Raw genomic sequence first — 17,617 nt, 5'->3', positions numbered from 1 at the left:
TAAACCTCCTGTAACATTTTGTTTGAAATGTATCTAAAGGCAAAACTTTAAATCCATTTCTTATGAAAAATTTTAAAATCATATTGTGTATAGGGATCATGATTTCTACTTTCCAGCTTTTGGGACAAAATAGCTTTAAAGTAGAAGTGTATGGTAAGGGCGAACCTCTTTTACTTTTCCCTGGCTTTAGCAGTACTGCAGCTGTTTATAACGAAGTTATCACTACCTTTTCTAAAGATTATCAAATACACGCCTTTACTTTTGCCGGTTTTGGGGATGTTGCTCCCATTCAAAAAGCCTGGCTGGAAACCATCAAAAAAGATATCGAAACCTATACGGATAAAAAGAAGCTCAAAAATATGACTATCGTAGGACACAGTATGGGTGGTACGCTAGGATTATGGTTAGCTTCAGATAGGGCGATTTATAAGAAGCTTATCTTAATAGATGCTTTACCTGCTATGGGCGCATTAATGTTCCCAAATTATAACAGTGAATCTATCGATTATGATTCGCCATACAACCAGCAATTATTAAAGATGGACGAAGCAGATTTCAGAGCAATGGCCAATCAAATGGCTGTGAATATGAGCCTTGATCCAGAAGGTCAAAAAAAGATTGTTGCCGATATGCTACAGAGTGACCGAAAAACTTATGTTTATGGCTATACTGATCTTTTGAAATTAGATTTACGCCAAAAAATAGCTAATATTGATATTCCGGTTTATATTCTTGCGGCGAGTCTCCCCTACGGAAAAGGGGCAGCCCAGATAAATTATAAAAATCAGTACCAAAAACTTAATGATTATACGCTTCATTTTGCTGAAAATTCGAAGCATTTTATAATGTACGACCAGCCAGAATGGTTAAACGATCACATTAAAATGGCCTTGAAAACCGATGAGTAAAAAGCTGGAATTTCAGGAAATATACCACTCCCATTACCCAAAAGTAATACGGCTTTGCATGGGATATCTTAGCGGCAACGAAGCTTTAGCTAAAGATATGGCGCAAGAGGTTTTTATTAAAGTATGGCAGTATTTAAAAGATTTTCGTGGTGAAGCCACGATTTCAACCTGGATATTTAGAATTACCGTTAATACCTGTTTACAGGAACTGAGAAAGAAAAAAACAAAGTCGTTAAAAATTGATATTGCCAGTAATGAAGCTAATGAAGACCCGGAAAGCGAAAAGCAGTTTGCCAGTATGTACCGCTGTATTAATAAGCTTTCTGCAGAGAATAAGTCGATTATTTTACTAGAGCTGGAAGGTTTACCCCAAAAGGAAATTGCAGCAATTACCGGGTTAAATCATGCGGCGATAAGAACAAGAATTCACCGAATTAAAGATCAACTTTCAAAATGTGTAAAAAATGAATGATTTTCAGCATATAAAAGAGCAATGGCAACAGCATCAAACGCCTTTGCCAAATACAAACATCAACGAAATTATAGAAAGATCACAAGAAATTAAGCGTAAACAACAAATTACAAAAATTGTTTTGGGTATTACCGTACTTATTCTAATGGCGTTTTTCTTTTATGTTTCGGCTTACAAAAACACCCGTGCTTTTTGGGGATTGGGACTTATGATTGGCAGCCTTTGTATTAGAATAATTATGGAATACTTTAGTAGTTTAAAAAAAGAGCGTTTCCCACTTTATCAAAATATGCTAGCCTTTAACCAGCAATTGGTAAACTACTACAAATCCAGAAGAATGATCCATTACCTGTGGACACCCGTATTATTTGCCAGCTATGTATTTGGCTTTGTGTTATTACTTCCTGTTTTTAAGCAGCAACTTTCAATAGGATTTTTTAAGTACATTATAGTTTCTTCAATAATAATCTTTATTGCTTTAGCGGTGCTTATTGGTTTTCAGGTAAGAAAAGAGCTAAAGATTATCAAAAGTTTGCAGTAGTTGTTTTTTCAGAAAAAACATTTAAAAATTTAGGATCTTAGCCAGGAAGAAGAAAAAAGCCTCTCGAAAGGAGAGGCTTTAGTTTTATTTTTTAGAAGCTGCGATAGATTCTTTACGGAATTCTTTCAAAAGCTTTTCTAAAGCTAAAGAAGATTTTCTTGCACGCGTTCCTGCTGCTTTGTTTCCAGATTCTAACTGAGCTTCAGCATCAGTTTTAAAAGCTTCAAATGTCTCATTGATATTTTCTACCAATTCTTTCATATTGTTTTTATTTAAAAGATTAATTAGACAGGCGAAAATAAAATAATATTCCACTTTAAAAGACATTTCCCAAAAAATTCCTACTCTAAAGACCCAATTTTAGCATATTGGAAGTTTATTCTTTTAATTTTAAATGGAAATATCCCATTGAATTCGGAATCTAAACTCATCTTTTATTCCTACATCGGCTGTTTCCAGATCGAATTCAGAAATCTCCATCGTCAGTTTATTTCGATGTCCTTTAAAAAACCAGTTAAAAGCGAGGGTTAATTCATCCAGATAATAATCTTGCAGTGTATTTGGCGTGAACTTAGCGTAACGGGCAGCAATTTCTAAGGGTTGTGGCCACCAATGCAACGATTGATGTGCTAAATAACCGGCCTGAAAATAAAAACCGTTCAATTTGGTTTGCTGGCTATTCACGCGGTCATCGATATTTTTCCAATGAAACTCAGATTGCCAGCTAAACCCCTTGTACACCAAAGCCGTTTCTAAGTTAGCCTGATGAATACGATATTGTCCTGGATTTTGTTCTTCAAATTCTTCTAAAAAGCCGCCGCCAGAAGATGAAAATCGGGTATACGGACTTCTATTTGTTACTCCGGCCAAAGCGATAATTGCCGCTGGTTTTTGATGAATACTAAGATCACTGCTTTTAAAGCCTATATTTTCTCCAAACATATTCCACTGCAAACGGCCAAAATACATTAAACTTTTATCGTCATTTTCCCTGGCACCACGCCCATTACCGGTAAAAACACCTACCCAATAATTAAAATCCAGAGATCCTTTGGTTCGTAATCTACCATACAGTTCTATTCCCTGCTGCCGGTCTACGGTAAAAGCCCTGTTTAAAATTGAACGGTCTACGGTTTGTTGGGCACCGCTACTTATACGGCGTTCCCGTGAAAATTCCAACTTCCACTGGCCTACTTTGATATTTAACCAGTCCCAACGCTCTATCATGATCCGGTAATCTAAAAGATTAGATTGGCCAAGATCATACTCCCAATAATATTTTAACCAGGGTTTATAGGCATGCCCGCCAACTTTTAATCTAGAGCGATTTACCTTAAAAACATTATTGCTGTTATCGTTAAGATCGTTGAAAGTATAAGGGTCGTTATCACTTGGCGTGGCAAATCTAAACTGTAACCTGCTTTGAACCTGAAGCAAATAATTGTTATCACCAGATCTAAATTCAAATCCTTTTTCACCGTATTTAAAACGCCAATCCTGAAAAACTGCATTGCTACTTTCTTCCGCCGACTGCGAAAAAATGCTATTTGAAGAAAGACAAAAAACAAAACTGAGTAGTAAAAGCCTTAATACATAAGGTGTACCATACTTCATAATCCATTTTTAAAAGTATGGGTTCAAAAATAAAGAATTCTAACTTCTTAACATTAAAATAGCATTAAAGAAACAATTAATTTACATGATCCTACCAATCGAATAGCCAGATTGGATCTTTGTACGTCTTAACTTATTAAAGTATTTTCATGCTGAATTACGTGCTGTTTTACACTCTCCTGAAATTGCTGCGGTGTCATTCCCGAATGTTGTTTGAAAAATCTGCTGAAATAAGACCGATCTTTAAACTTTAAATTAAAAGAGATTTCTTTAATGGTATTTTCACTATGAATAATTTGGCGTTTGGCTTCCAAAATTAAACGATCGTGGATTAATTGGAGTCCGGTTTTATCTAATTTCTCTTTCAGTATTTGGTTTAATCGCTTGGCACTTAAACCTAATTTTTCAGCATAAAATGCGGTATCGCGTTCTTCCAGATAATGATTCTCCAACAACAGCATAAACTCATAAATTCGCTTTTCATTAATATCATGCTGCGTAAAATGCTGTTCTTTTAACTGAATAAGTTGCAACAAAAATACTTTTAAAAGCGCCTTGATCATAATCAGGTTCATCTCCTCTTTTTGGTATTCTTCTGAAAGGAGATTGTAAATCGAATTCAAACCTTTAGAACTTTGCTCGGTGACCTGCAAACACGAAAATTCTCCCTGAATGTTAAACATTCTGAATACATCCAGTAAAAATTCTTTAAGATCATCTTCTAACAATTCTCTTTTAAAAGAAAGCAATACCCCTTTCTTCCCTGCTTTATTTAATTGATGTACACGGTATGGCGGAATAAGATAAATCCAATCGCCCTGTAAAGTTTGAAATGAATGTTGTGGTACGTGCAAGGCCTTTTCATCTTTAAGCCAAACAATTTCAAAGAATTCCCTACGTCCCGGATCGTCAAGATAAGAAGGAGGGCAATCTATTAAATCTCGAATATATAAAACCTTATTACTTAGCATGATTTCTATTATTTTATGGCGGGAAATACCAACTTTCCAAAAAGTACCACAAAACTAGATAATCTCACCTAACAATTTTTGGATATAAGCAAATAGTACCACACATCTATCAAATCGTATACAAATTTGAGCGGTAATGCACTCTAATTTTGTCTCTCACCAAACATTGGTAAATCATTTAAAGACAATTAGCTATGGATAACAGCAGTAATTCCAATTCAAAAATAAGCATTCAAACCGCATACGATATCATTATCAATGAGCATGTCAACCTATATCATTCCTTAGACTTCGAGAACATTAAAGCCATCGAAGAGCCTTTAAAGAATGCCAGGCAGGTTTTTCTAATTGGTGCAGGCAGGACCGGCTTTATGGTAAAAGCTGCTACCATGCGATTAATGCATTTGGGCTATCAGGTTCATGTGGTAGGAGAAACGACTACTCCGGCTATTGGTAAAGATGACCTACTCATTGCGGTATCGGGATCTGGTACTACAAAATCTATTGTAAACGCTGCTGAGACGGCCTGCAAAAGCGAAGCTCAAATAGTATGCTTTACTACTAACGACTTATCCCCATTAGCAAAAATAGCTCATCACACCATCATGATTCCTGCCGCAGGAAAACAGGAACATACGAATAAAATTTCCCAGCAATACGCAGGAAGCCTTTTTGAACAGGGGTTTCTACTACTATTTGATGCGTTTATACAATATTTATGGAAACAATCTGATAGCAATGCCGAGCAATTATGGGAAATGCACGCCAACATGGAATAGGCTAAGAACAGAAGAATATAAATTAAACATAGAGGATTATGACTAAATTACAAGTAGCAATCGATTTGCTAAAAACAGAAGACGCTATAGCACTGGCTACAAAAGTAGCTCCTTATATCGACATTATTGAGTTAGGAACCCCGCTTATAAAAAGTGAGGGACTTAGTGCCATCACTGCTATGAAGGAAGCTTTTCCTGATAAAAAAGTTTTTGCTGATTTTAAAACTGCGGATACTGGTTCGCTTGAAGCCGAGATGGCTTTTAAAGCAGGAGCAGATTACGTTACTATTTTAGGATCTATAGACGATGCTACCATTATTGGTGCTGTAGAAGCTGCTAAAAAATATGACCGCGCCGTTGTTGTAGATACTATTGGTGTTAAAGACCGAGTAAAACGTGCCCAGGAAGTTTCTAAACTAGGGGTAGAATTTGTAGAATTACATGCAGGTTTAGATGAACAGTCAAAACCAGGATATTCTATCGATGTGTTAATCGATGAAGCTTCTAAAGCTGGGGTACCTGTGTCTATCGCTGGCGGTGTTAACAAGAACAGCATTGCGAAAGTAAAAGCTTCTGGTGCTGTTGTCGCTGTTGCCGGTGGAGCCATATACGGAGCTGAAGATCCTGCAGCGGCCGCAAAAGAATTAAAAGAAGCTTTAAGCTAATTTTTTAAAAGATTACTCAAAATTTTGATTTGTCACTAGGCTGGTGAAAATACCAGCCTTTTTTGTTTTTATAAATACACACTCTTTAAACAAGCTACGTAATTTACTAACAGGAGTTCGATTATTCCGTAATTTGGGACATTGAGTGAATTTTTATTGAAAATTTGTGCTGAAATGCTACCAAAATGAAAGCTTCGACATAAAATCTTTTACAAAGATTTCACTCAGCATCAAGTATTTTATTACAGCAAACTCAGGTTACTAGAAAATTGTTTTATTTTTAGGCATATTTATTTGTAACGTATTAGAAATGAAATACCAGAAACCAATCCGAATTTTGGCTGTCGATGATAATCCGGTAAACCTGTTTTTAATACGTACCATCATCACAAAATTATGTCCTAAAGCCGAGATTATTAATGCTAAAAATGGAGAGGAAAGTATAGAAATCTTTCAAAGATCAGCAGATTTCGATCTTATTTTAATGGACTTACAGATGCCGGGAATTAACGGTTATGAAGCCAGTAAAAAGATTAAACAAATTGCACAAAACAAACCGGTACCCATCATTGCTTTAAGTGCCAACAAAATGGAAGACATGATAAGCAAAGGAAAAAGGGCAGGAATAGATGATTATTTAAGCAAACCTATCTTACCTGAGCCAACCGACAAGATCCTGAAAAAATATATTCTCAATAAATAAGTAAGGCAAAATCTGGAAGGGAATTTTTAAATCTGCCGATGAATAGAAAAACTGACTCCTCTTTAATAAAAAGAGAAATCAGTTTTTGGGGATTTTAGGGTAGATATTACAGCGTTTTTTGTTTTTCAACCGCCATGTTTTCTTTATTAATTTCCTGCATTACTTCAGCAAAAGCAGCTACCGACTTTTTACGATCTTCAGCACCATAGATTGCTGAAACTGCAATTAATTCGTCTACATTAGTTTCCTCTAAAAATGCTTTCGTTTGCTTTTTTACGCTTTCTTTACTTCCTACAAACGAATACTTAAGCATTTGCTGTACCGAAGGGTGATGTAGCACTCCCTGCAATTCTGAAGTCATTTGCGTTGGTGGCTTTAATCCTTCTCTTTCTCCGGTTAGAATCCCTAAAAACATACGTATTATAGTGGTAAATAATTCGTTTGCGCTTTCATCGGTTTCTGCAATGATTACATTCACCCCAGCCATACAATAGGGTTTTTCCAATACCTCTGACGGGTTGAATTCGTCCTTATAAATCCTAAGGGCACTATGTAAATGATTGGTTGCAAAATGACTTGCAAAAGCATAAGGCAAACCTTTCTTAGCCGCTAAGTGTGCACTATCTGTACTGGATCCCAAAATATACAAGGGTACATTAGTGCCTTCAGCAATAGCAGCCCGAACATCAGAAGTTTTGTTTTCAGTAGAAAAAAAGCGTTCAATTTTTTCAATTTCCGAAGGAAAAGACTGGGCAGCCTGCATAAAATCAGATCGTATGGCCCTGGCTGTTTTAGGATCTGTTCCCGGGGCTCTTCCTAATCCAAGATCAATACGATCTGGATATAGTCGTGCAAGGGTTCCAAACTGCTCGGCAATCACTAATGGCGAATGGTTTGGAAGCATAATCCCACCAGAACCTACTCTAATTTTATGGGTATTTTCTGCTATATACCCTATTAACAAGGACGTCGCGCTACTGCCAACATGCTCCATATTATGGTGCTCGGCAAACCAAAAACGATGGTATCCCTTATTTTCAGCCATTTTAGCTAAATCACGGGAATTATTTAATGTTTCTTTATAGGTAGCACCTTTAGAAACATGAGCCAGTTCAAGGATCGAATATTTTATATCTTTCTTATTCATATATTTAAATACTTCAATATATTAATGACTAAAAACTATAGCTTCTTTAATGTGGTTACATAATTATCTAATAGTTTTTCGTTGATGGAATAGGAATAAAAACGTCCATTTTTATGGGGTAAAATAATGTCGGCTTCTGTCAGCTTTTTAATATGGTGACTAATCGATGGTTGTGCCAAGGCTAAAGAGGTTACAATGGCTGCACAATCTAAATTTCCATTATTTGCACGAATTGCTTTTAAAATAAGAAGCCTGTTACGGTCGCCGAGCGCCTTTGTAATTTTTTCAACCTGTTTTAATTCCAAAATCTATGATAATTATTTAATAAATTATACCATTTTCTTAGATCATATATTTAGTAGCATGATCTTTAAAACCTTACAAATAGTGTATAAATTTTCTAGATTATTACACCATATAAACTGCTATTATAGCCTTAAATCTGGCAAAATTTCAGTAAATTAATATCTCAAAAATCGAAAAAACCAGTGGCATATCTACAAGGGATGAATCGGTTTTTTTTACAATTTCTAGGCAGCTCTTCGGACACTAAACCCTTGATGGGGAGCCATCTGAAAAAGAGATTTTTTGCTAAAAAAGTGGGTTTTTAAAAGCTTAACAATGGAAAAAAGAATAGGCATAATGTATTCTACCGTAGATGGACAAACCCTTAAAATTTGTAAACAGATTGAAAGGCATATTAAAAACGAAGGTTTTAAAACTGAATTATTTGATATTAACGAATTTAGAAATCCGATCTCCAAATATTCCAATTTCATTATTGGTGCGAGTATTCGCTATGGCAAGCACAACAAAAAAGTGACAGAATTTATTGAAGCCCATAAAAACGAACTGGAAAACACCAATTCTGCTTTTTTCTCGGTGAATTTAGTAGCCAGAAAACCAGAGAAAAGTCATTTTAATACCAATCCTTATGTAATTAAATTCTTTAATAGTATAGATTGGCAACCTAACATCATCGATGTTTTTGCTGGAAGATTAGATTATCGATCCTATTCTTTTATTGATCGATTTCTTATTAAAATGATTATGAAAATGACCCATGGTCCCACAAAAACAGATAAGCCGATTGAGTTTACCGATTGGAATAGGGTTGAAGCTTTTTCAAAGAAAATCCTTACTACAAAAACGGCTTTGGAAAACGTATAATCTTACCTTAAAAAATGAGGTCTCGCTTATGGTTTTTTAAGACCATACATTATGCTAAAATTCAGGATGTTTTTCTTTAGCGATTAAGTATTCCATAATAATATCTGGCCTATCGGTTTGAATTATGTTAATGCCTTTATTTACAAAATATTCCAGCGTATCTGGATTTTTTTCGGCCTCTTTATCCAGTTTTCCTAAGGCATTTGCAAAAACCGGCTTCTTATAATTCTGCTGTACTTTTTTAATAAAAGTAGGATTTCGATCACGCTCTGAATTTCCTAAGTGAACAATATCCGGATTTACATTTAGCATTGCTCTTTTAATAGCTCTACGATTCATACTCACCTTTGTCATTCGCATAGCAGAAGGTAAAAATTTATTGATTCTTCTCATTACATAATACCTGCTTTCATAAAACACCACAGAATTTACTGCATCGTACTCTTCAATAACTTCAAGTACTTTTTTCAAGTCTCTGGTTTTTAATTTAAGATCTAAATCGAGCAAAATTTTGTTCTTGCTCAACACCAAAACTTCAGCAAGGCTTGGGACAGAAAAAGGTGTTTCGTTCCCCTGTTTATCAACTAGATTAAATTCGCAAATCTCTGCATAAGTAAGTTTTCTTATTTTTCCTGTTCCGGTGGTCGTTCTATCGATAGTTTCATCGTGCATAAGAATAGGAATGCCATCTTTAGTTATTTGAACGTCGATTTCTACCATATCGATATGATGATCGATGGCATCTTGAACTGAAGGAATAGAATTTTCTGGATAATTAATATGCATTCCTCGATGTGCAGCGACCAGTATTATCGATGGCGAAGGATTAAAAAGACCTTCTCTTGCGTAGTCGAAAGCACTAAGATCCTGCGCTTTACTACATTCAAAAATTAAAAATACTATGAATAAAATTTTGTATCTCATTATCCATAAAAATTACTTAGATACTATCAATACTGTAAAACACCCCTTAAAGGGCTTTATCACCAAACCTAGCTTTTTAAACTACCTTAAATTATGACCAATGTCATTTATCTGTTCACTATTTTTTCTTTTCTTCATGGTCTTAAAAAAGCAGGAAGAACTAACTTCTTCCCGCTTTTGTTAATGCACTAAACTCTTAGATATGAAGAAAAGTTTTTTGTCAAAACAAAAATATTCGAAAGCATAGCATTATAAGTTATACGAAAGTTACCAAATGTTAAGTCAATATTAGGCTTGCTGCCCTTTTTTACTGCTTCCAGAAGCATGATTTAATAGGAAAAAAAAATTCACTTAAAAGCTTATAAAATCTGCTTTTATATAGTAACATTGCGCCGAAAAAATTTCGGCCTCAGGCTACAATAAAAGTATGCAAACAAGCATTAACCTTACAGAGTATTATATAAAAAAAATGAAAAATGAATAACAAGACATTTAATCTAGAAATACTGGAACCTATAGACTTCGAAAATCCTTTTATCATCGAAAGTCTTATTAAAGAAAGAATGTTAAGTCACCTGGATGGTGAATACCATATTCAATCTGTAGATCTTTCTTTAAATAGACGCGACAACTATGTACTTATCGTAGTGGTTAACCTTATAGATTAGCTTATTTAATAGAAAAGGCCTGTACTTTGTAAACTACCTCAGTAAAACCTATGGGGCATTTAATCTCGATTATCGAGTAAAGTACAGGCCTTAAAAAATAATAGTTCGTTTTTAACCCTGCCTTTACCATCTATTTTTTATTGATTATCCGTAATTTTTAATAATTCGTTTTTTCGTCATTCCGTTCCGATAGCAATTGTAGATAAGTTCACCTGCCGGACGGGCAGGTTCCGGGTGACCATTCACTATTATGATCTATTACAGACATTCAAAATTTTTTAATATAGTTCCCTATTCTTCCAACTACAATTCATCCAAAATATTACGTCATTCACCGATAGCAAAAAATAGCCTGTCGATTTAAGGAATATAAAAGCCTAAAGCTGATCTATTTTCGTTGTATAAATCAGCCAGGTTATGAAGCCAAAATTACTTTTAATTAGTCTTTTAGTTTCCTTTTTTGCTACTGCCCAAAACTATCAGTTTTTAGGAACTTATGATAGCCAGGGAGTACCAGATTATTTAGATGGCCGTGATGACATAAGTACAGAGACCATGCAAATGATTATGGATGCCTTACCTGAAAGTTATCCGGTACCAGAATATAATCCGCATTACATTACAGCAGGTTATGACACCAATCTAATATTAGATAAAGACGCTACTGTTTGGGTGACTTTTGTAAAAGAAGGTGCCGGCTACAAAAATATACTGGGATTTTACACCTATAATATTAATGAGCCAAAAGGGTCTAAACCTGAGCCAAAGGACATTACGATCATCTTCCCTAACGTTTCTGAAGCTGGTTCTGGCGGTGGACTTTATGCCGGTGATCGGGTAAAAATAGGAGACTTTAAAGCAGGTACCGGGATTGGCTGGGTATTGCTGGCCAACGGATGGAAAGGTTACGTTACCGCCGGGCAATGGCAGTTATTTTCAGATCCCGACTATAACCCTGAAGCCGATCCAGATTTAAGACATCACAATGTATTACTAGCCGATCCAGAAAATGAAAGAGTAATTCTTGGCTTTGAAGATATTAGACGTGATTACGCCAGTTGTGATCAGGATTTTAATGATGCGCTCTTTTATGTAACCGCCAATCCTTACGATGCGATAAGAACTGCAAATTTTGTAGACATTAAATCGGCTACAGATGTAAGTTCTGCCAACGTGGGTGGTTTGGAAAGCAATGGAAATTTAGCCTCGTTAATCGCTAAAAGAAATTTTAACCGAATTAAAGAAAACAATTTTAAAGATCATAAACGTAAACAATCAAAATATAAAGCTCAGGGCCAATTCATGAAAAACTCACTGGTGAATCTGGAATCCCTACTACCAGAAACCGGGATGTTTGGTTCTGAGCAATCTTATGAGTCTAGCCCAGAAGATCTTCTTTCGATTACCAATGCGAAAGAGATTTTCTCGGTAGATTATTACCAGGGTGATAAACGTGTCGCTGCCGCTTTAGCAACCTTAACCGATAATGGCATTTACGATCATTCTAAAGTAATTTGTGACCGACTAAACAGCTCTAGTTTAGAAGATATTAGAACGATAAAATTAGCAGGACACGAGATTATTATGATCAAAATGCTTAGGGCAAGCGGGCAAGTAGAATATGCACTTAATTTTTCTGTTCAGCTTAATGGATCTGGCGGAAATAAATTATATAGCTTCTGGAATATTGGTGATTATCCAAAAGGAAATTATGCAAACTTCCAAATTTGGGGAGGCGCTATGGGACAGGTGAGCACTTTAGCTAAGCACGTTATCGACACGTTTAAAACTGCAAATGGTTTAAGTTTTAATACAGAAGAAAGCGATATTCCCAGTGTTTTTGTAAAAAAAGGAATTTATAAAAACGGACAATTATATCTACGCCTTAAAAATAATTCTGCTGCTACAGGTATTCATGTTCAGGGAAAAATTCGTTCTACCGAAGTTGCTCCGGAAACCGAATTCAGTAAAAACATCTCTTTAGCTTCAGATTATGAAGAAGAATTGGTTGTAAATGCAGGAAGTTTATTTGATGTTGGGTTAGAAATTCAGGGCAATAATTCGCCAAAAGCAGACGCACTTTATTTAGCCGATGGTCCCTGGGGAATTGATTATGCCGATACTGAAACACGAATTAATACTTTTAGTAAAGAAGAGGCTAATTTGGATAGTTTCAGTAGTAATTCTTATCAAATCGAGAGAAATGTAGCTATAAATGGTGAGCTCTATGGAACTTTAAATGTTTTCAGAAACATTTTGGCCGGAGATCAACAATTTTATACTGATGGTTTTGAAGCCTTAGAATTTACTACAAAAAGCAATCTTCCGATTGAAGTCATTTTAGTAACCGAAGGCTTAACAGACTGGAATAAAAGATATCGTTACGCCATAAACACCAATGAAGAAGGAAAAATGTACAACCTAAGATTATCAGATTTTCGCAATGATGCTGAGAGTTTTAAAGGCGAAGCGTTAAAAGGAATAGTATTTTCAGTACAGGGGAATTATAGTTCTTTTCAGCAATTTAATGTAAACATCGAAAATGTTCAGTTTACCAATTTTAGGGAAATTCCTTCACAGGAAAATCCAATTGCAGTAGTCGACACTCCTGTAAAGAAAGCCTATAATTATCCCAATCCTTTTAGGAATAATACAAGTCTTGTGTTACCTAAATCAGGAAAAAAAGCAAAAGTGATGATCTTTGATATGGTGGGTAAAGTGGTACATAACAAAGAATATGAAATGGAGAACGGAAAAATAGAAATCCCGATACAATTAAAAAGTGTACCTCCGGGAATCTACAATAGCATAATTATCGTAGATAATAAAGATAAATCCCAAATAGGATTAGTGGTAAACTAATGATTGGTTAGTTGGTTAGGTTAGTTATGAGTGAAAATGCCGGGAGTGGTTACCCGGCATTTTCTTTTTTATTACATTCGTTCTTTAATCATTTATCATATGAATATCGAGCAACTAAAATATCCAATCGGTACTTTTCAAAATCCTCCGGAAATTACTCCAGACCAGCTTAAGACCTGGACAAAAAACATTGCTGACTTGCCGGTCAAAATAAAGAATCTCACCAAAGATCTTTCTGAAGAATTATCCTGGCAGTATCGACCTGAAGGCTGGACGATAAAACAAGTGATCCACCATCTGGCCGATAGCCACATGAACAGTATTATCAGGTTTAAAATTGCTTTAACTGAAGAAGATCCGTCGATTAGAGGCTATGATGAAACGGCCTGGGCAGAACTGGATGATTATTCGTGTGATATTCACCTAAGCTTGATATTATTGGAAGGTTTGCATCATCGTTGGGTAACATTGATCGAGAATTTTACCGAAAATGAATTCCAAAAAACCTTTTATCATCCTGAAAGGAAGAAAAAGTTCACCCTAAAAACCGCTGTTGGGATGTATGCCTGGCATTCTAATCATCACCTGGCGCATATCGAACAGGCGATTAAGTTTAAGGGGAAATTTGAGTAAGATAGAATAGAAAAGAGGTCTTAAAATATCGAAATTAGATATTTTAAGACCTCTTTTTATTTGCTCATTTCAGAACTTACCTTGTCTCAAAAACCGGTTTATTTAAAAAGATCCATTTGAATCGAAATCCAATTTCAGTAAAGGTAAATCCCGCAGCAGTAGCTGAAGCAATGTTACTTCGGGTGCCGTAGAAATTCGCTAAACAGCGTTCTGAAAATTTATAGCCAAATTTACCCTGAATGCGATAGGTGGACTGCTTAGGATCGTCTTCGATAAACTGGTAACCGGTTGCAGCGGTTAACCCGTAAAACAAGCTTTTGGCCTCTACCACGTTTTCATCCATCAGGAAATCTATAAAAACCTCAACCGCATTAAATCGCGACGGACTAAAATAGATCGTGGGTACCTGATTCTTAAAACTCAAAAACTGATAGTTTACGCCGCCTTTTAACACCGGCTTCGACAAGAAATTATAATACAACGAGGTAAACAACAAATTCCTGCTATTTTCATCACTCTGCGAACTGTAATAATACTGCGTAAACCAACCCAAATTAAAATTAGTGCCCATATTATAATTCATATAATAATTGTTCACCACGATTTCACGATCCAAAAGATCGGCATTAAAGTTTTGTACTTCGCGGTTATATCCAACTTCTAAATCCTGTAATTTATAAGGCTTAATTTTGAAAAAAGCTTTCGCCAGAAACTGGTTATAATTATTGCTGAAAGAATTAGCCGAATTAATCCCACCCAAAACATGAAAACTTGCTTTTGGATGAAATTTATAACTTCCGCCTAAACTGAAATTATTCGATGAAGCTTCATTTCCAGTAATGCTATTTCGGGTTTTACGATAATTGTAATTCGCGTTAAAACTCAACTTTGTACTAACGGGAAATTCAATATTGGTGTTTGTAGCGTAAGCTTTGTTATCCCCATTATCAAACGTATAGTTCAACGTTTCTTCTAAAGTCGGGGTAAAACTTCGGTCCAATTTCCCTAAAAAACTGGTCGCATCTTTTTGATTGGGAAACACCTTTAAAGTTTGATAGCCTGCATCGTAAGCATTTTCGGTTTCACCATTGGCAAAATAGGCATTGGCAATTCCCAAATTTCCATCGAAAGAAGCGGTATCTTTTTCTAAAATTTGCTGATAATCGGCGATGCTTTCTTTAAAATCACTTCTATACATGCCTAAAGTGGCGCGCAATGATAACACCCAATTCTCTTCGCCGTATTCTTTTATTAATTCTGAAATATAAGCTTCAGCATTTTTAAAATCTTTATTCCAAACTAAAGTTTGAGCATATCGCTCTCTCGAAGCCTGTATCGATGTGGAATCCCCCAGAACTTCAGCTTTTTCAATTGCTTTTTCAGCAAACGCCTGGGCTTCTTTTTCATTTTCAGCAATATGGGCTGCAAGTGACATGCCGTTTAAAGCTACGATACTGTCTTTAGCATTTTTAGCCAATTCTAAATACACATTTTTAGCTTCGTCGGTTTCTTTGGTAATCAGATAAATATTGGCTTTGTTAAGCAAGCTTTCCCGGTCACCAGAAAAATCTTCTAAATTCTCATTTAATAAACCAATCGCCGGTTCGTACTCCTGATTTTGCATTTTTTGATAGGCAAATCCCAGACGAATATATTTTTTAGACACCATAGCGTTAGGATTACCTGGCGAAGTTGCTAAAGCACGATTTACATAAAGTAATGCATTATCATATTCCTTTAAATTAGAAAGGGTGTTGGCAAAGCCCAAAAGTGCCGCGAAATTTTCAGGATATTTTTTCACAAGATCGCTGTAATAGGCTTTGGCTTTATTAAAATGACTTCCCCATAAAAGCGATTCGGCATAATTCAATTCGATTTCTATATCATTGGGATAGTTCTCTAACAAATCGGTAAAGATGGTAGTTGCTTTTTGTGGTTCGCCATTTAGCCCCACTGCCCTACCGTAACACAAGTTAGCTGTTTTATTATCGGGGTACTCTTTAAGGATGCCTTCAAAAAAAGTTTCTGCTTTCGCAAAATCGCCTTGTTCAAGATATCCAAAACCTTCTTGCATATCTTGTGCAGATAATAACTGAATTCCGAAAAACAATAAAAATAATAGGTTAAGTTTTTTCATGGGTACTAGGTTAATTTTTGTAGTTGCAAGTTAAGCCTGTTTTGGTCTTCATTCATCTACATAAAACTTCCGCTCAACGAAATAGAATCCCTTTTCAATGAAATCTCCTGGATATTTGTGCCGACATCTAATCTAAAACCGAACTAAAAATGACTTTACCACAACTAAAGATAAGAAAAATAACACCCGAACAGTTCTTTATGCTTAGTGCAATGGGTGTTAATTTAGGAAATTACCTATACAACTTATTATTAGGTAGAATTTTAGGTCCCGAGCAGTTTGCTAATGCAGCGATATTAATCACCTTTTTGCTGGTACTGTCTTTTATAGCCATGACATTTCAATTAACCGTTGCAAAGTTTACCGCTGGTTATGAAACTGAAAAGCAACTTCATTTTTTGAACTACGTAAAAAAAGCCAGTCTTATTATCGGCATCATGTCCTCACTTGCGGTGGTTTTGTTTGCGGGGAAGCTACAGCAAATCTTTAATACCGATAGTAAATGGATGTTCATCATTTTTGGTGTTGGGATTCCGCTTTACTTTTTAATGAGTGTAAACAGGGGATTCTATCAGGGAAGCAAAAGCTTCTATAAACTTTCAGCCACCTACCAAACCGAAATGTTTAGCCGATTAATCATCACTTTACTTTTGGTAACGCTTTTGGCTAATGGATCGTCTGTTTTGATCGCATTGGGAATTTTGATCTCTTTTGTTTTTGGATTAATCCCCTTTAAAAAAAGTGGCAACTTTTTCACTAAAGTAACCTTAGAACAATCTGATCGTAAAAGTCTGGTACATTTTATTGCCATAACCGCTTTTTACGAGCTTACACAAATTATCATTAACAACAGTGATATTTTATTGGTGAAGCATTATTTTGATTCTTACGATGCCGGTTTATATGCGTCGCTAGCTTTAATAGGAAGGTTAGTGTATTTTGTTGCCTGGATGTTTGTAATGATCTTATTGCCAACCGTAGTGCAAAAAAAGAAAAACGGCGAAAATACGTTACCGGTGCTTTTTAAATATGTTGGTTTTGTGAGCCTTTTAGCGGTAAGCATCATTACGGTAACCTATTTTGTGCCCGAGTTAATTATAGATATCATGTTTGGGGAAGCCTACACCAGTATTGCGCCATTATTATGGAAATATGCTATGGCTACCTCTTTATTTGCGATCTCTAACGTATTTGTATATTATTTCTTATCGATCGATAAATACATGCCGGTTGCTTTATCTGGAGTATTTGGTTTAGGGCAGGTTGGATTAATTGTTTTCTTCCATAATTCCTTAAATCAGGTGGTTATTGTGCAGATTATTATTATGACCGTATTGCTTTTTATCCAACTTGCATATTTCTTTTACCAACACAAAAAGAAAGCTCACCTACAGTAATTTACCATTTATCGAAGAAGAAAAAA

18 protein-coding genes are annotated in these 17,617 nt (G+C 35.5%); 11 read left to right on the top strand and 7 right to left on the bottom strand.

Translation table 11 applies throughout. The annotated features are described in order from the left end of the window. Positions 1-62: 62 nt before the first annotated feature. The 3 genes from L1967_RS14735 to L1967_RS14725 are packed head-to-tail and all read left to right on the top strand — an operon-like array spanning position 63 to position 1,921. Positions 63-908, top strand: coding sequence for an alpha/beta fold hydrolase (locus L1967_RS14735; protein WP_249602268.1), 846 nt, complete (start codon positions 63-65; stop codon positions 906-908). Then, complete coding sequence (locus tag L1967_RS14730) at positions 901-1,380, top strand: RNA polymerase sigma factor (RefSeq protein ID WP_249602267.1); 480 nt, start codon at positions 901-903, stop codon at positions 1,378-1,380. Before L1967_RS14735 ends, L1967_RS14730 begins: the two co-directional genes overlap by 8 nt. After that, complete coding sequence (locus L1967_RS14725) at positions 1,373-1,921, top strand: hypothetical protein (RefSeq protein ID WP_249602266.1); 549 nt, start codon at positions 1,373-1,375, stop codon at positions 1,919-1,921. The genes L1967_RS14730 and L1967_RS14725 overlap by 8 nt, the downstream gene beginning before the upstream one ends. Positions 1,922-2,005: 84 nt before the next feature. On the opposite strand, the gene L1967_RS14720 is transcribed toward L1967_RS14725, so the two are convergent. The 3 genes from L1967_RS14720 to L1967_RS14710 all read right to left on the bottom strand — a co-directional run bounded on the left by L1967_RS14720 (position 2,006) and on the right by L1967_RS14710 (position 4,506). Then, complete coding sequence (locus tag L1967_RS14720; protein WP_092544006.1) at positions 2,006-2,182, bottom strand: histone H1; 177 nt, start codon at positions 2,180-2,182, stop codon at positions 2,006-2,008. Positions 2,183-2,311: 129 nt separating this feature from the next. Further along, a complete protein-coding gene (locus L1967_RS14715) occupies positions 2,312-3,535 on the bottom strand; it encodes an OprO/OprP family phosphate-selective porin (protein WP_249602265.1) in 1,224 nt (407 codons plus the stop codon). Between the two features lie 128 nt (positions 3,536-3,663). Next, entirely contained in the window at positions 3,664-4,506 is an 843-nt protein-coding gene (locus tag L1967_RS14710; RefSeq protein ID WP_249602264.1) for a helix-turn-helix domain-containing protein, read from the bottom strand. A 194-nt stretch (positions 4,507-4,700) separates the two neighbouring features. Between L1967_RS14710 and hxlB the strand changes: the two genes are divergently transcribed. From hxlB to L1967_RS14695, 3 genes are all read left to right on the top strand, one after another. Continuing rightward, positions 4,701-5,285 (top strand): 6-phospho-3-hexuloisomerase, encoded by a 585-nt coding sequence (gene hxlB / locus L1967_RS14705; protein WP_249602263.1) that lies wholly within the window; start codon positions 4,701-4,703, stop codon positions 5,283-5,285. A 38-nt stretch (positions 5,286-5,323) separates the two neighbouring features. Beyond that, positions 5,324-5,950 (top strand): 3-hexulose-6-phosphate synthase, encoded by a 627-nt coding sequence (hxlA, locus tag L1967_RS14700; protein WP_249602262.1) that lies wholly within the window; start codon positions 5,324-5,326, stop codon positions 5,948-5,950. Between the two features lie 310 nt (positions 5,951-6,260). Beyond that, on the top strand, positions 6,261-6,653 hold the full coding sequence (locus L1967_RS14695) for a response regulator (protein WP_249602261.1): 393 nt from the start codon (positions 6,261-6,263) through the stop codon (positions 6,651-6,653). Positions 6,654-6,759: 106 nt separating this feature from the next. Here the strand turns inward: L1967_RS14695 and L1967_RS14690 are convergent, their stop codons facing one another. Together L1967_RS14690 and L1967_RS14685 are read right to left on the bottom strand one after the other, a co-directional pair. Continuing rightward, positions 6,760-7,800 (bottom strand): LLM class flavin-dependent oxidoreductase, encoded by a 1,041-nt coding sequence (locus L1967_RS14690; RefSeq protein ID WP_249602260.1) that lies wholly within the window; start codon positions 7,798-7,800, stop codon positions 6,760-6,762. Positions 7,801-7,835: 35 nt separating this feature from the next. Further along, a complete protein-coding gene (locus L1967_RS14685; protein WP_249602259.1) occupies positions 7,836-8,105 on the bottom strand; it encodes an ArsR/SmtB family transcription factor in 270 nt (89 codons plus the stop codon). Positions 8,106-8,421: 316 nt separating this feature from the next. Here L1967_RS14685 and hemG point away from each other — a divergent pair, with 316 nt between their 5' ends. Further along, positions 8,422-8,970, top strand: a complete 549-nt coding sequence (gene hemG / locus L1967_RS14680; RefSeq protein WP_249602258.1) for a menaquinone-dependent protoporphyrinogen IX dehydrogenase — start codon at positions 8,422-8,424, stop codon at positions 8,968-8,970. Between the two features lie 54 nt (positions 8,971-9,024). Here the strand turns inward: hemG and L1967_RS14675 are convergent, their stop codons facing one another. Further along, complete coding sequence (locus L1967_RS14675) at positions 9,025-9,894, bottom strand: glycerophosphodiester phosphodiesterase family protein (RefSeq protein ID WP_249602257.1); 870 nt, start codon at positions 9,892-9,894, stop codon at positions 9,025-9,027. Between the two features lie 476 nt (positions 9,895-10,370). On the opposite strand from L1967_RS14675, the gene L1967_RS14670 reads away from it, so the two are divergent. The 3 genes from L1967_RS14670 to L1967_RS14660 all read left to right on the top strand — a co-directional run bounded on the left by L1967_RS14670 (position 10,371) and on the right by L1967_RS14660 (position 14,057). Further along, complete coding sequence (locus tag L1967_RS14670) at positions 10,371-10,562, top strand: hypothetical protein (RefSeq protein ID WP_249602256.1); 192 nt, start codon at positions 10,371-10,373, stop codon at positions 10,560-10,562. A 417-nt stretch (positions 10,563-10,979) separates the two neighbouring features. Beyond that, the gene (locus tag L1967_RS14665; RefSeq protein ID WP_249602255.1) at positions 10,980-13,424 is read left to right on the top strand and encodes a DUF4114 domain-containing protein; all 2,445 of its coding nucleotides are present in this window, start codon (positions 10,980-10,982) and stop codon (positions 13,422-13,424) included. A 99-nt stretch (positions 13,425-13,523) separates the two neighbouring features. After that, positions 13,524-14,057 carry a YfiT family bacillithiol transferase gene (locus tag L1967_RS14660; RefSeq protein ID WP_249602254.1) on the top strand — a complete coding sequence of 178 codons (534 nt, stop codon included), beginning with the start codon at positions 13,524-13,526 and terminating at the stop codon, positions 14,055-14,057. A gap of 76 nt (positions 14,058-14,133) precedes the next feature. On the opposite strand, the gene L1967_RS14655 is transcribed toward L1967_RS14660, so the two are convergent. After that, positions 14,134-16,194 carry a tetratricopeptide repeat protein gene (locus L1967_RS14655; RefSeq protein WP_249602253.1) on the bottom strand — a complete coding sequence of 687 codons (2,061 nt, stop codon included), beginning with the start codon at positions 16,192-16,194 and terminating at the stop codon, positions 14,134-14,136. Positions 16,195-16,343: 149 nt separating this feature from the next. On the opposite strand from L1967_RS14655, the gene L1967_RS14650 reads away from it, so the two are divergent. Continuing rightward, on the top strand, positions 16,344-17,591 hold the full coding sequence (locus L1967_RS14650; RefSeq protein ID WP_249602252.1) for an oligosaccharide flippase family protein: 1,248 nt from the start codon (positions 16,344-16,346) through the stop codon (positions 17,589-17,591). The last annotated feature ends 26 nt before the right edge of the window (positions 17,592-17,617 follow it).

Origin of the sequence: Zunongwangia pacifica (assembly GCF_023499215.1) — a bacterium.
GTDB lineage: Bacteria > Bacteroidota > Bacteroidia > Flavobacteriales > Flavobacteriaceae > Zunongwangia > Zunongwangia pacifica.
This window is presented reverse-complemented; position numbering and strand designations above follow the sequence as displayed.

Excerpts from the sequence above, each read along its gene's own strand:
- L1967_RS14735 (WP_249602268.1), top strand. The coding sequence starts at position 63 with ATGAAAAATTTTAAAATCATATTGTGTATAGGGATCATGATTTCTACT.
- hxlB (WP_249602263.1), top strand. The coding sequence starts at position 4,701 with ATGGATAACAGCAGTAATTCCAATTCAAAAATAAGCATTCAAACCGCA.
- L1967_RS14720 (WP_092544006.1), bottom strand. The coding sequence starts at position 2,182 with ATGAAAGAATTGGTAGAAAATATCAATGAGACATTTGAAGCTTTTAAA.
- hemG (WP_249602258.1), top strand. The coding sequence starts at position 8,422 with ATGGAAAAAAGAATAGGCATAATGTATTCTACCGTAGATGGACAAACC.
- L1967_RS14665 (WP_249602255.1), top strand. The coding sequence starts at position 10,980 with ATGAAGCCAAAATTACTTTTAATTAGTCTTTTAGTTTCCTTTTTTGCT.
- L1967_RS14690 (WP_249602260.1), bottom strand. The coding sequence starts at position 7,800 with ATGAATAAGAAAGATATAAAATATTCGATCCTTGAACTGGCTCATGTT.
- L1967_RS14650 (WP_249602252.1), top strand. The coding sequence starts at position 16,344 with ATGACTTTACCACAACTAAAGATAAGAAAAATAACACCCGAACAGTTC.
- L1967_RS14730 (WP_249602267.1), top strand. The coding sequence starts at position 901 with ATGAGTAAAAAGCTGGAATTTCAGGAAATATACCACTCCCATTACCCA.
- L1967_RS14675 (WP_249602257.1), bottom strand. The coding sequence starts at position 9,894 with ATGAGATACAAAATTTTATTCATAGTATTTTTAATTTTTGAATGTAGT.
- L1967_RS14655 (WP_249602253.1), bottom strand. The coding sequence starts at position 16,194 with ATGAAAAAACTTAACCTATTATTTTTATTGTTTTTCGGAATTCAGTTA.
- L1967_RS14660 (WP_249602254.1), top strand. The coding sequence starts at position 13,524 with ATGAATATCGAGCAACTAAAATATCCAATCGGTACTTTTCAAAATCCT.
- L1967_RS14715 (WP_249602265.1), bottom strand. The coding sequence starts at position 3,535 with ATGAAGTATGGTACACCTTATGTATTAAGGCTTTTACTACTCAGTTTT.
- L1967_RS14670 (WP_249602256.1), top strand. The coding sequence starts at position 10,371 with ATGAATAACAAGACATTTAATCTAGAAATACTGGAACCTATAGACTTC.
- L1967_RS14725 (WP_249602266.1), top strand. The coding sequence starts at position 1,373 with ATGAATGATTTTCAGCATATAAAAGAGCAATGGCAACAGCATCAAACG.
- hxlA (WP_249602262.1), top strand. The coding sequence starts at position 5,324 with ATGACTAAATTACAAGTAGCAATCGATTTGCTAAAAACAGAAGACGCT.
- L1967_RS14710 (WP_249602264.1), bottom strand. The coding sequence starts at position 4,506 with ATGCTAAGTAATAAGGTTTTATATATTCGAGATTTAATAGATTGCCCT.
- L1967_RS14695 (WP_249602261.1), top strand. The coding sequence starts at position 6,261 with ATGAAATACCAGAAACCAATCCGAATTTTGGCTGTCGATGATAATCCG.